Source organism: Ramlibacter agri (assembly GCF_012927085.1).
Classification (GTDB): Bacteria; Pseudomonadota; Gammaproteobacteria; order Burkholderiales; family Burkholderiaceae_C; genus Ramlibacter; species Ramlibacter agri.
In genome coordinates, this window is record NZ_JABBFX010000001.1 from 2,353,588 (window position 1) to 2,366,278 (window position 12,691).

12 protein-coding genes are annotated in these 12,691 nt (G+C 69.8%); 3 read left to right on the top strand and 9 right to left on the bottom strand.

Annotated features, from left to right (window positions below; translation table 11 throughout):
- Position 1: 1 nt before the first annotated feature.
- Complete coding sequence (locus tag HHL11_RS11370; RefSeq protein WP_169418489.1) at positions 2-1,216, bottom strand: MFS transporter; 1,215 nt, start codon at positions 1,214-1,216, stop codon at positions 2-4.
- 121 nt (positions 1,217-1,337) lie between these two features.
- Between HHL11_RS11370 and HHL11_RS11375 the strand changes: the two genes are divergently transcribed.
- On the top strand, positions 1,338-1,556 hold the full coding sequence (locus HHL11_RS11375; protein ID WP_169418490.1) for a DUF3820 family protein: 219 nt from the start codon (positions 1,338-1,340) through the stop codon (positions 1,554-1,556).
- Positions 1,557-1,637: 81 nt separating this feature from the next.
- Entirely contained in the window at positions 1,638-2,102 is a 465-nt protein-coding gene (locus HHL11_RS11380; protein WP_169418491.1) for a hypothetical protein, read from the top strand.
- A 1-nt stretch (position 2,103) separates the two neighbouring features.
- Here the strand turns inward: HHL11_RS11380 and HHL11_RS11385 are convergent, their stop codons facing one another.
- The gene (locus HHL11_RS11385; protein WP_169418492.1) at positions 2,104-2,529 is read right to left on the bottom strand and encodes a DUF7673 family protein; all 426 of its coding nucleotides are present in this window, start codon (positions 2,527-2,529) and stop codon (positions 2,104-2,106) included.
- Between the two features lie 151 nt (positions 2,530-2,680).
- Positions 2,681-3,031 (bottom strand): DUF4148 domain-containing protein, encoded by a 351-nt coding sequence (locus HHL11_RS11390; protein WP_169418493.1) that lies wholly within the window; start codon positions 3,029-3,031, stop codon positions 2,681-2,683.
- 127 nt (positions 3,032-3,158) lie between these two features.
- On the opposite strand from HHL11_RS11390, the gene HHL11_RS11395 reads away from it, so the two are divergent.
- On the top strand, positions 3,159-3,719 hold the full coding sequence (locus HHL11_RS11395; RefSeq protein ID WP_342593202.1) for a cytochrome b: 561 nt from the start codon (positions 3,159-3,161) through the stop codon (positions 3,717-3,719).
- Between the two features lie 6 nt (positions 3,720-3,725).
- On the opposite strand, the gene HHL11_RS11400 is transcribed toward HHL11_RS11395, so the two are convergent.
- From HHL11_RS11400 to HHL11_RS11425, 6 genes are all read right to left on the bottom strand, one after another.
- Positions 3,726-4,325, bottom strand: a complete 600-nt coding sequence (locus tag HHL11_RS11400) for an ABC-type transport auxiliary lipoprotein family protein (protein ID WP_169418494.1) — start codon at positions 4,323-4,325, stop codon at positions 3,726-3,728.
- Positions 4,322-5,296, bottom strand: a complete 975-nt coding sequence (locus tag HHL11_RS11405) for an MlaD family protein (protein WP_169418495.1) — start codon at positions 5,294-5,296, stop codon at positions 4,322-4,324. The genes HHL11_RS11400 and HHL11_RS11405 overlap by 4 nt, the downstream gene beginning before the upstream one ends.
- A gap of 97 nt (positions 5,297-5,393) precedes the next feature.
- Positions 5,394-8,942, bottom strand: coding sequence for a trifunctional transcriptional regulator/proline dehydrogenase/L-glutamate gamma-semialdehyde dehydrogenase (gene putA / locus HHL11_RS11410; RefSeq protein WP_205964252.1), 3,549 nt, complete (start codon positions 8,940-8,942; stop codon positions 5,394-5,396).
- 66 nt (positions 8,943-9,008) lie between these two features.
- Entirely contained in the window at positions 9,009-10,979 is a 1,971-nt protein-coding gene (locus HHL11_RS11415; protein ID WP_169418497.1) for an acetoacetate--CoA ligase, read from the bottom strand.
- 32 nt (positions 10,980-11,011) lie between these two features.
- Positions 11,012-12,229 carry an MFS transporter gene (locus HHL11_RS11420; RefSeq protein WP_425355192.1) on the bottom strand — a complete coding sequence of 406 codons (1,218 nt, stop codon included), beginning with the start codon at positions 12,227-12,229 and terminating at the stop codon, positions 11,012-11,014.
- A 2-nt stretch (positions 12,230-12,231) separates the two neighbouring features.
- Positions 12,232-12,684 carry a MarR family winged helix-turn-helix transcriptional regulator gene (locus HHL11_RS11425; protein ID WP_169418498.1) on the bottom strand — a complete coding sequence of 151 codons (453 nt, stop codon included), beginning with the start codon at positions 12,682-12,684 and terminating at the stop codon, positions 12,232-12,234.
- Positions 12,685-12,691: the final 7 nt, after the last annotated feature.

Genomic DNA, 12,691 nt, shown 5'->3' on the forward strand with positions numbered 1-12,691 from the left:
CTTACTGGAGCGCTTGCACGGGCCGCGCGGCTTCGCGCCGCTGGTCCTGCAGCGCCAGCCAGTAGATGCCCATGCCCGCCACGCCCAGCAGCGCGCCGACCCAGCCGGTCGAAGTCCAGCCCAGGCCCGCATCGATGGCGACGCCACCCAGCCAGGCGCCGAGCGCATTGGCGCAGTTGAAGGCCGAGTGGTTCAGCGCGGCGGCGAGCGTCTGCGCTTCGCCGGCCACGTCCATCAGCCGGATCTGCAGCGCCGGCCCGATGGCGACGATGGTGCCGATCAGGAAGGTCGCGATCGAGGCGGTGATCCAGTGGTGCGCGGCCAGCGTGAAGCCGCCCAGCACGATCATGGCCCACACCAGCACCTTGCCGATGGTGGGCATCAGCGCCTTGTCCGCGAGACGCGAGCCGACCAGGTTGCCGCTGACCATGCCCAGGCCGAACAGCGCCAGCACGAAGGGCACGCCAGACAAGGGCACGCCCGCCACTTCCGTCAGCGTCGGCTTGATGTAGCTGAAGACCGAGAACATGCCGCCGAAGCCGATGGCGGCAATGCCCAGCGTCAGCCAGACCTGCCGGTTGCGCAGGGCTTGCAGTTCGCGCAGCGGACTGGCGCCGGCCGGCGCGTCCATGTGCGGCACCCAGCGGTGCACCGCAACCATGGCCGCCACCGCGATCAGGCCGACGAACACGAAAGCCGCACGCCAGCCGAAGACCTGGCCCAGCGTGGCTGCGATCGGCACGCCAACGAGCGTCGCGCCGGTCAGGCCCAGCATCACCAGGCCGACGGCACGGGCGCGGCGCCCAGGCGGCGCCAGCGCTGCCGCCACCAGTGCCGCGACGCCGAAATAGGTGCCGTGCGGCAGCCCGGTGAAGAAGCGCAGCAGGTTCAGCGTGAGATAGCCGGGCGCCATCGCGGAGGCGAAGTTGCCCAGCGCATAGATGCCCATCAAGGTGATCAGCAGTGCCCGCCGCGGCCAGCCCGCGCACAGCACGGCCAGTGCGGGCGCGCCCAGCACCACGCCCAGCGCATAGGCGCTGATCACGTGGCCGGCCTGCGGGATGGTGGCGCCGATGTCGCGCGCCACCTCGGGCAGCAGGCCCATGATCACGAACTCGCCCGTGCCGATGGAGAAGCCGCCGATGGCGAGCGCCAGCACGGCGCGGAAGAAGGCGCCTTCGGAGGCGAAGGGACGGAGTTCCTGGGTCTCGGGCATGGAGGCGGGGGAGAAAAAGACGGGCTAGGGAAAACCCGAGGTTGTGCACCTTAACATGGCAGGGGGAACCCACGCAGGGGGCGGAGATTTCGGGCCGTGCGCAGTGATCGAAAATGCCGGAATGACGGAGCCCCTGCAACGCCTGGTCGAAGTGGAAATGCCCTATGGCAAGTACAAGGGCCGGCTCATCGCCGACCTGCCGGGCAACTACCTGAACTGGTTCGCGCGCGAAGGCTTCCCGCCGGGCGAGCTGGGGCGGCTGCTGGCGCTGATGCACGAGATCGACCACAACGGCCTGAAGGACCTGCTGGCGCCGCTGCGGAAAAGGCCGCATGGCTGATCCTTTGTCGTCGTCTTCCGACAGCAAATGACAAGTTGGGCTGGCGGCCCGGTGCCGTGTGTGCGCTGCACCATGGAGCTCATGCAGCATCGGAAAAGGAATCGTCGCTGGCTGGGCTGGGGCCTGGCCCTGAGCCTGGCCCTGACGGGAGGCGCTTTTGCCACGGGCGCCGGCGTCGGCGTGGGCAAGGACGCGCTGAAGGCCGCGCAGCGGCGCATCGTCGCCGAGCGGGAAGCGAAGGAAGACAAGGCCGCGGCCGACTACGACGTGGCCAAGGCGCGCTGCAAGGACGCCAGGAGCGACACCGCGCGCACCGCCTGCCTGGAACACGCCAAGGTCCAGCGGGACGCCGCGGTGCGGCAGGCGAAGATCGAGCGGGTGGAAAGCAGCAAGGAGCTGAAAGTCCGCGTGCAGGAGGCGAAGAAGCCCAAGGCGCCGGAAACGCCGGCGGCGCGCTTCGCCGCCGAAAAGGCCCGCTGCGAGTTGCTGGGCCTGGAGCGCGACAACTGCCTGGCTGACGCCAGGAAGCGCTTCAACAAGGCCTGATTCAACGCTGGCGCAGCAGGCGGCACACGCGTGCCGCGCCGCCTTCCACTTGTGAGGCGAGGCTGACGCGCGCGTAGCGGAAGGCGTCGAGCACGGCCAGCATGTCTTCGCCTACGGCCGCATCCACGCCGCGCAAGGTCGCCATCTGCAAGGGCTCGCCCTCGGTGACGGCGGCGACGAAGGCGACGATGTCGGCCGCCTGCGGCGCGCCGGCTTCCTCCGCGATGCGCAGCAGCCGGTCGAAGGCCGCGAGCCCGCGCTCGGTGGCCAGGTGGGAGGCCATTTCTTCGGAGAGCAGGCGCGCGCGTTCGAGCAGCGTGCCTTCGTGGTCGATGCGCAGCCGGTCGCCCCGGCCGACGACGAGGCGCACGTGGTTGATGTGCTCCAGGCTGGCGTGGTGGCGCCTTTCGCGTTCCGCTTGGGTCATCGCAACCCCCTTGCTGCCACGGGCAAACGCCGCGATGGCTGCCGTTCTTGTACAGCAGCGCAGGCGCGGCGTTAAGGGGGTGGCCCCTGGCTCATGTCGGGAGTTGCGGCAGGACGCGGGCGCCCGCAGTCGTGCGGGCGCCACACTCCGCTTACTTCGCAGCGAGGTTGGTGCTCGCCTGGCGGCCCGGCACGCGATGCTGCGCCAGGTATTGCGAGCCGCTGTCCTCGCCCGTCAGCGCCTTGACTTCACCGCGCGACGCCAGGTAATCGGCGGTCACGTCGGAGCGGGTCTTCTCGCTCTGGAACTTGGCCAGCGGGTTGTACGAGGTGGACCAGGGGTTCACGCCCGTCTTCTTGTACGCGGACAGGTCGGCGTTGACATCGGCGCGCGACTTGGTGGACACGAACGGGTCGTTCGGGATCAGGGGCGACTCGGCGAACGCCGCACCGGCGAAAGCGGAGGCGAGGACGAGGGTGCTGACAGCGATCTTGGCATTCATGACGGTTTCCTTTTTGGGTCTATCGGGCGGCGTTTCGTCGTCCGTGGATGTAATGTAGAAAGCCGTCTTTAGCTGGCCCTTAGCGCTCACTTAGTTGGGAATGAGGGCCGCGCGTATCATCGTTTGCGTGGAAGCCCTGACCTCCCTGCGGAATAGCGAATCGCGCTATGGCGTGCTGCCGATGCTGCTGCACTGGGGCATGGCGCTGTTGATCATCGGCCTGGCCGCGCTCGGCCTGTACATGGTGTCGCTGCCCGATGCCGGCTACGACCGCGAGAAGATCACCTTGATCGTCGTGCACAAGGCCTTCGGCATGCTGGCGCTTGCGCTGGTGGCGCTGCGGCTGGCGTGGCGGCTGGTCGACATGTTGCCGCGTGGCGTGGAGGGTGCGCCGATCTGGCAGCAAGTCGCCGCGCACGTGATGCACCTGCTGCTGTATGCGCTGATGCTCGCGGTGCCGCTGACCGGATGGATCATGTCCTCGATGGGCGGCTATCCGCTGTCCTTCTTCGGCTGGTTCGAGGTGCCGGACGTCGTGGCGGAGAACGAGGCGTTGTTTCCGTTTTTCATCGAGCTGCATGCGTGGCTGGCGTGGACGCTCGTAGCGCTGGTTGCCGTGCATGTGGTGGCCGCCTTGCGGCATCACTTCGTGATCAGGGATGCGAGCCTGCGCCGCATGTTGCCGTGACCGCAATCACGGCGCCGTCTCGAGCACGAACGCCGCCACCTCCCGCAACGCCAACGCCACGGCCTGGTTCGCCGCAAGCACACCGGCCGACGGCGCCTTCTGCTGCATGCGCACTTGCTGCGCGATGTCGCGCGTGCCCAGGATCTTGCCGCTCGTCTCGTCGACCAATCGAACGCGCAGCGCGAGGCGCAGCACCGGCACGGCATCGTCCGTGAAGTCCTGCACCAGCTCCGCCACCTCCGTGTGCAGCGCCAGCGCGCCACCGCCCGTGTAGGGCGGCGCGAGCACCGCTGCAAAGGCCTGCGTCCGCTCCAGCGAGCGCAGCAGCAACGGATGCAGCATCTGCGAAGGCGTCTCGCCCCACAGGTTTCGGCTGAAGTAGGCGACCTGGTGCGCGCGCACCGTGTAGGCCATCTGCGTCGTGTCGTACATGGGCCGCGTCTGCGGCTCGTACACCAGCAAGGGCTGCGCGCGTCGCCGTCCCTGGGGCAGGTCGGTGGGCTGTTCGTCCAGCAGCGAGGTCGCCGTCGCGCGCTCGGGCGGCGCGACGATGGCGCAGCCCGGGACGGCGAGGCAGGCCAGGAGCAGCGCGCGCCGCGGCGTCATGGCCCCTCGCCGGGGCCGGGCGCTTCGGCGCCGCCGCGCAGCAGCACGGACGGATCGCGCTTGATGCGCGTGGTGGCGTCGTCGAGCGAAGTGGACAAGTGGTCCAGCCGCACCAGCGCGCGCTGCGCCTGCGGCAACACCTGGTTCTGCAAGGCGCGCACGGCGTCGTTGCTCGATTGCAGCAGCGGCTCGACGCGCGTGCTGGCCTGCTGCGTGGTGACGAGGATGGTGCCCATCGAAGCCGAGAGCGCGTCGAGGTCGCGCAGCGTGGACTGCGCCTGCGGCAGCAGCTGCTGGCGCAGCAGCACCACGCTCTCCTGGCTCGATTGCAGCAGCGGGCCCACCTGGCCGCTGGCCTTCTCCGCATTGGCGAGGATGGTCCCGAGGCGGGCGCTGTGGGCCGACAGCGTGCGGCTCACTTCATCCAGGCTGGCCAGCGATTGCTTGAGCGAAGCGACGGTGCCCGGGTCCAGCACGCCCTGCAGCAGCGCCGAGGCGGACTGCACGCTCTGGTTCAGCTGCTGCATGGCCGTATCCAGGCTGGTGGTCTGCGAAGGCAACGCCGCGATCTGCGGCCAGCTGCTGCCGCTGGCGGGCTGCAGCGGCTGGCCGGCCGCGCCGCGGTCTTCCAGGCTGATATAGACGTAGCCGGTGAAGCCGCGCGCGGCGAGGCCGCGGCCCGTGATGGTGGCGACGGTGGCGGAGCTGACGGGCGCGTCGTCGCGGATGTCCGCGAGGATGCGCACCTGGCGCGGGCCGAGCAGCCGCACCGAGCGCACCTGGCCGACCTCGACGCCATGGAATTCGACCGGCGCGCCGGTGATGAGGCCGGAGACGGAATCCGGCGAGCGGATCTCGTAGGTGCGATAGCGCGCTGCGGCCAGCAGGTACCAGGCGAGGGCGGCCGCGGCCACTGCCAGCAGCAGGACGCCGAAGATCACCCGGGCGCGCGCCTCGACACTGAATGCCATCGCCGGTTCCTCCTGCAGCCACAGCCGTGGCGGCTTTGGCGAGTGCGATTCTGCCAGCGCACCAAAGTTCCTGCCCCTTGGGCGTAGGCCCGGCGTTTCAGCCTATCGTCATCAGCGACGCATTGCCGCCGGCCGCGGCGGTGTTGACGCTCAGCGAGCGTTCCACCACCAGGCGCTCCAGCGGCACCTCGCGCGTGCCGGGCTCCAGGCGTTCCACCGCCACGATGGGGCCCGGGCGCTGCGCGAGTTCGCGCTGCACTTCGGCGAGTTCGCCAACACCGCCATGCAGCAGGACCGCATCGAAGGCGACTTCGGGCCGCCGCCAGTCCTGGGCCAGCGAGACGCTGGCCTGGGCGTCGGCCGGCAGGCGCTGCAGCAGCAGCCGCGCCTCGGCCGGCCAGATGGCGTGGCTGCCGGCGGCGCGCACTGCGTCGAGTTGCGCGAGCCGGTCGTCGTCGTTCACCGCGAGGCAGAGGACGGCCGAACGCGGCACCAGCCGCCAGGTGTTGCGCTCTCCCGTGGGGCCGGACAGTGTCTGGGGCTCGTCCAGCCAGCGCTCGGCCACGCCACGCGGGTGCCGCGCGAGCAGCCGGTACAGGTAGAGGGGACCGCCCGCCTTGGGCCCGGTGCCCGACAGGCCTTCGCCGCCGAAGGGCTGCACGCCGACCACCGCACCGACGATGTTGCGGTTCACGTAGACATTGCCCGCATGCGCACCGGCCAGCACGCGGGCGATGGTCTCGTCGATGCGCGTGTGCAGGCCCAGGGTCAGGCCGTAGCCCGTGGCGTTGATCTGCGCGATGAGGCCGTCGAGGTCTTCGCGCCGGTAGCGCACGAAGTGCAGCACCGGGCCGAACACTTCGCGTTCCAGTTCGGCGAGGCTTTCCAGCTCGATCAGCGTGGGCAGCACATAGGTGCCGCCATCCAGCGGATGCAGCGCGCGGCCGGCGACCTGGTGCACGCGCCGCCCGCGCGCGCGCATCTGCTCGATGTGGCGGCGGATGTTGGCCTGCGCCTCGGCGTCGATGACCGGGCCGACGTCGACGGCCAGCCGGTCCGGCCGGCCGACGCGCAGTTCGGCCATCGCGCCAAGCAGCATCTCCAGCAGGCGGTCGGCCGCGTCCTCCTGCACGCACAGCACGCGCAAGGCGGAGCAGCGCTGGCCGGCGCTGTCGAAGGCGGACACCAGCACGTCGGCCACCACTTGCTCGGGCAGCGCGGAGGAGTCGACGATCATCGCGTTCTGGCCGCCGGTCTCGGCGACCAGCGGGATGGGGCGGCCGCGCGCGTCGGTGCGGCCCGCCACGCTGCGCTGGAGCAGGCGCGCGACTTCGGTGGAACCGGTGAAGAGCACGCCCTGCACGCGCGCATCGGCAACGAGAGGCGCGCCGACGGTCTCGCCGCCGCCGGGCAGCAGTTGCAGCGCATGGCGCGGCACGCCGGCCTCCCACAGGGCGCGCACCGCTTCGGCCGCGATCAGGGGCGTCTGCTCCGCCGGCTTGGCCAGCACGGTGTTGCCGGCGGCCAGCGCCGCCGCCACCTGGCCGGTGAAGATGGCCAGCGGGAAGTTCCAGGGACTGATGCACACCACGGGGCCGAGAGCCTGGTGCGTGGCGTTGTCGAACTCGGCCTCCACCTGTGCGGCGTAGTAGCGCAGGAAGTCGACGGCCTCGCGCACTTCGGCAATGGCGTTGGATGCGGTCTTGCCGGCTTCGCGGATGATGAGGTTCATCAGGCGCGGCATCGCCTGTTCCAGCCGGTCGGCGGCGCCGCGCAGCAGGCGGGCGCGCTCTGCTGGCGCCACTGCAGCCCAATCGTGCGCATGCTCGCTGGCCGCGGTGAGCGCGAGTTGCACGTCTTCCGGCGTGGCTTCTTCCACCCGGCCCACGATGTCCCCATGGTCGGCCGGATTCCGGATTACTTCGCCGGTCTTCCGCAGGCTGGGTTCGCGCAGTGACTCCAGCAACACCGTCCCCAGCTCCGCCAGTTGCGCCTCGCTCGCCAGGTCCATCCCCCGCGAATTCTTCCTGCGCTCCCCATACAGATCGCGCGGCAACGGAATCGCCGGATGCGGCAATCCCCCCAACTGCGCCACCTGCTCCACCGGATCCCGCACCAGTTCGTCGATCGCCAGCGAGGTATCCGCGATGCGATTCACGAACGAAGTATTCGCCCCGTTCTCCAGCAACCTGCGCACCAGGTAGGCCAGCAAGGTCTCGTGCGTCCCCACCGGCGCATAGATGCGGCAAGGCCTGGCGAGCTTGCCTTCGCCCACCACCTGCTCGTACAGCGGCTCGCCCATGCCGTGCAGGCACTGGAACTCGTACTGCCCCGGCTGCCAGCGGTCCGGCCCCGCCAGCTGGTAGATCGCGGCCAGCGTGTGCGCGTTGTGCGTGGCGAACTGCGGATACACGGCATCGGTCGCCGCCAGCAGCTTGCGCGCGCAGGCGATGTAGGCGACGTCCGTGTACGGCTTGCGCGTGTAGACCGGGTAGCCGTCCAGGCCGTCGATTTGCGCCCGCTTGATTTCCGAATCCCAGTACGCGCCCTTCACCAGCCGCACCATCAGCCGCCGCCCGCTGCGGCGGGCGAGATCGATCAGGTAGTCGATCACGAAGGGACAACGCTTCTGGTACGCCTGCACCACGAAGCCCAGGCCGTTCCAGCCTTGCAGCTGCGGCTCGAAGGCCAGCCGCTCCAGCAGGTCCAGTGACAGCTCCAGCCGGTCGGCCTCCTCGGCGTCGATGTTCAGGCCGATGTCGTAGCGCTTGGCCAGCGCCGCCAGCCGCACCAGCAGCGGGTACAGCTCGCCCATCACGCGGTCGTACTGCGAGCGCGAATAGCGCGGGTGCAGCGCCGACAGCTTGATCGAGATGCCCGGGCCGTCGATGATGCCGCGCCCCGCGGACGCCTTCCCGATCGCGTGGATCGCCTCTTCGTAGGCATGCAGGTAGCGCTCGGCGTCGCGCGCGGTCAGCGCCGCCTCGCCCAGCATGTCGAAGGAGTAGCGGAAGCCCTGGGCTTCGCGTTCGCGCCCGTTCTCCAGCGCCTGGTGGATCGTCTCGCCGGTGACGAACTGCTCGCCCATCATGCGCATCGCCATGTCCACGCCCTTGCGGATCAGCGGTTCGCCGCCGCGGCCGACCAGGCGCGCCATGGCGGCGGTGAGCCCGCTTTCACTGTGCGTGGCGACCAGCTTGCCCGTGAGCAGCAGGCCCCAGGTGGCGGCATTGACGAACAGCGAGGGACTGCGCCCCAGGTGCGCCTGCCACTGGCCTTGCGCGATCTTGTCGCGGATCAGCGCGTCGCGCGTGGCGGGGTCGGGGATGCGCAGCAGCGCCTCGGCCAGGCACATGAGCGCGATGCCTTCCTGCGAAGACAGCGCGTATTCCTGCAACAGGTTCTGCACCAGGCCCGCGCGGCCGGCCGAAGCCTTGCGATCGCGCACGTTCTGCGCAAGTCGCACGGCGAGCGCATGCGTGGCTTGCGCCAGTTCCGGCGGCAGCCGCGCCTGCTCCAGCAAGCCGGCAAGCGCCTGCTGCTCAGGCGGCCGCGTCGCGGCGGTGATGGCGCGCCGCAGGGGTGTGGCGGCGTAAGGGCTGGGTTCGTCGAAGGCCGCAAATGGCGGCGGCGCACTGCTGTCCATATCCGCCATTGTTGGCAATGGCGGCCGGATTTTGTTGCGAATATTCCTTGCCCAGCAGAATTTTGTTCATGGATTCAGCTGTTTCGCCAGATCGACGAAGAAGGCCAGGCTGCCCGGATTGGCCATCGCATCCGGGCTCGCCACCTTCTCCGGCGATGCGCCCAGCAGCAGCTTGCGGACCGGCACCTCCATCTTCTTGCCGGTCAGCGTGCGCGGCACCTCGGCGACCCGATAGACCTCGTTCGGCACGTGGCGCGCCGAAGCCTTGGTGCGGATGGCGTTGGCGATGCGACTTTTCAGCGCGTCGTCCAGCACCAGCCCCGAATGCAACACCACGAACAGCGCCATGTAGGACGGCCGGCCGAGGTACTCGAGGTCCACCACCAGGCTGTCGCGTACTTCGGGCAGTTCCTCCACCACGCGGTAGATTTCCGCCGTGCCCATGCGGATGCCGAACCGGTTGATGGTGCTGTCCGAGCGGCCGTAGATGATGGCCGTGCCGCGCGGCGTGAAGCGGATCCAGTCGCCGTGCCGCCACAGGCCCGGGAAGGTGTCGAAGTAGCTTTCCAGGTAGCGCTGGCCGCCGGCATCGTTCCAGAAGTACAGCGGCATCGACGGCATCGGCTTCGTCACCACCAGCTCGCCCACTTCATCGATCACCGGCTGCCCGGCTTCGTTGTAGGCATAGGCGGCCACCCCCAGCTCGCGGCACTGGATCTCGCCGGCGGTCGTCGGCAAGGTCGGCGCGCAGGCGACGAAGCCGGAAGCGATGTCGGTGCCGCCGCTGATGGAGGCGAGCCAGACGTCAGTCTTCACTGCGTCGTAGACCCACTTGAACGCTTCCACCGGCAGCGGCGAGCCGGTGGCGTTGATCGCGCGTAGCCTGGGCAGGGGCGCGAAGTCGCGCGGCCGCACGCCGTCCTTCATGCAGTTGATCAGGAAGGCCGCGCCGCAGCCGAACAAGGTCACCTCCTGCTGGTCCAGGAAGCGCCAGATCGCCTGCGCATCGGGCCAGGCCGGGTTGCCGTCGTACAGCACGATGGTGCCGCCCACCAGCAGGCCGCCCACCAGCAGGTTCCACACGATCCAGCCGGTGCCGCCCAGGAACAGCATGCGGTCGCCGGGCCGCAGGTCGTGCTGCAGCGCCATCGTCTTCAGGTGCGTGATCACGATGCCGCCGTGCCCATGCACCATGGCCTTGGGCAGGCCGGTGGTGCCGGACGAATAGACGATCCACAGCGGATGGTCGAAGGGCAGCCGCTTGAACGTGAGCTCCGCCTCCTGAGCGACGGCCTCGCTCCACGGCAGGCGGTCGCGCCAGTCGACCGCGCGCTGCGCCGCCAGCGGGCCGGCCACGTGCAGCACGGCGCGCACGCTGGGCAGCTCGCGCAGCAGCTCGTGCACGGTGGCGAGGCGGTCGTGCACCTTGCCGTTGTAGCGGTAGCTGTCGGTCGCCAGCAGCAGCTTCGGTTCGATCTGGCGCAGGCGGTCCAGCACCACGGTCGGTCCCATGTCGGGCGCGCAGCTGGACCAAGTGGCGCCGAGGCTGGCGCAGGCGAGGAAGGCCGTGACGGTTTCGGCCTGGTTCGGCAGGTAGGAGGCGACGCGGTCGCCCGCCTGCACGCCCAGTGCGCGCAGCCGGTGCGCGAGCGCGCCGACATCGCGCCGCAGCTGCGCCCAGGAGATTTCACGGATGCCGTCTTCGTTGCGGGCGATCAGCGCCGGGCGCGTATCCGTGGCATTGCGGAAGATGTGCTCGGCGTAGTTCAGCCGCGCGTTCGGGAACCACTGCGCGCCGGGCATCTGCTGCGCGCCCAGCACCGGCTGCGGGCTGCCGTCGGCCTGCACGTCGAAGAAGTTCCAGATGCTGGTCCAGAAGTCCTCGAGCTGGTCCACCGACCATTGCCACAGGGCTTCGTAGTCGGCGAAGGTGAGGCCGTGCTTCTGCTGCAGCCACTGCTGGTAGGCAGCCAGGCGGCTGGCGGCGGCCTGCTCAGGGGACGGTTGCCAGAGGATTTCCGGGGTCGATGCGCTCATGGCCGGGAATTATCCGGCCACGGCCGCGTGCCTCAACGCGTCTGCAAACGCGAATACCGGGCCCGGCCATGCAGGCCCACCAGCAGCGCCAGGAAGCCCGACGCTCCGCCCGCCACCAGCGACCAGCGCGGGCCGAAGTGGTTGGCGATCATGCCCAGCAGCGGGGCGCCCAGCGGCGTGCCGCCCACCGACACCGCCATCACGATCGCGATGACGCGGCCGCGCAGCGACGGGTCGCTCCAGAGCTGGGCTGCGCCGTGGGCCGTGGTGGTGAAGGTCTGCGTGGACAGGCCGACGAAGAACAGCGCCACGGCGAACAAAGCGTAGCTTGGCATCACCGCCGCCGCCGTCAGCGCCGTGCCGAAGGCCAGCGCGCCGCTCAGCAGCCAGGCCATGCGCGGTTTCTCGCGCTGCGCGGACAGCAGCGCGCCCGTCACCGAGCCGATGGCCATCGCCGACGTCAGCAGGCCGAACTGGCCGGCGCCGACGTGGAACACCGAGACCGACATGGCGGAGATGTAGATCGGGAAATTGATGCCGAAGGTGCCGATCAGGAAGAACATCACCAGCACCGTGCGCAGGTCCGGCTGTTCCCACGCGTGGCGGAAGCCGTCCACCAGCCCGCCGCGGCGGGCCGGGCCGGAGGCGCGTTCATGGAACTCGTGCGGCCGCAGCATGCGCAGCGAACACAGCACGGCGCCGAAGGACAGCGCATTGAGGACGAACACCACGCCGGTGCCGACGCCGGCGATCATCAGCCCGGCCACGGCCGGCCCGATCATGCGGGCCGCATTGAAGGACGTGGAATTGAGCGCGACCGCGTTGGACAGGTGCTCGTCGCCCACCAGCTGGCTGACGAAGGTCTGGCGCGCCGGCGCATCGAAGGCACTGACGCAACCGAGCAGCAGCGCGAACACGTAGACGTGCCACAGGTGCACCCAGCCGGCCAGCGTGAGCAGGCCCAGGCCCAGCGCCAGCAGGCCCTGCGCCGATTGCGTCGCCATCAGCAGCTTGCGCTTGTCGAAGCGGTCGGCCACGTAGCCCGTGAAGGGCAGCAGCACGAACTGCGGGCCGAACTGCAGGCCCATGACGATGCCCACGGCGGCGGCGTCGTGGTGCGTCAGCTCGGTGAGGACGATCCAGTCCTGCGCCGTGCGCTGCATCCAGGTGCCGATGTTGGAGACCAGGGCGCCGCCCCACCAGACCCGATAGTTGAAGCCGCGCAGCGACCGGAAGGTGCCATTGGGCAAATTCAGTTCTCCTGCACCTGCGGTTGGGCCTCGACCACGCGCTGCAGCAGCGCCAGGGCCTTGGCCAGGTCCTGCTGTTCGCGTGGCGACAGCTGGGACTCGATGGCGCGCTGCAGCCAGTCCTGGCGCGTCGCGCGCGTGTCGCGCAGCCACTTGCGGCATGCGGGTGTCAGGGACAGCAGCGTCTGCCGTCCGTCCTGCGGGTCCGGCGCGCCGCTGATGTGGCCCGCCGCCTGCAGCGCGGCCACGGTGGCGCCCATGCTCTGCGAGCGCACGCCGCCGGCGCGGGCGAGCGCCGTCACGGTCTGGGCACCCTCGCGCTCCAGCCGCCGCAGCACGGCCACGTGGGAGGGCGGCAGGTCGGCGCTGCCGGAATGCTCGCGCAGGCGCCGCTTGAGCCGGTTCATGAGGTCATGAAGCTCGACGGCGAGATCGTGGTTGGACTTGGTCGACATGCGAAGT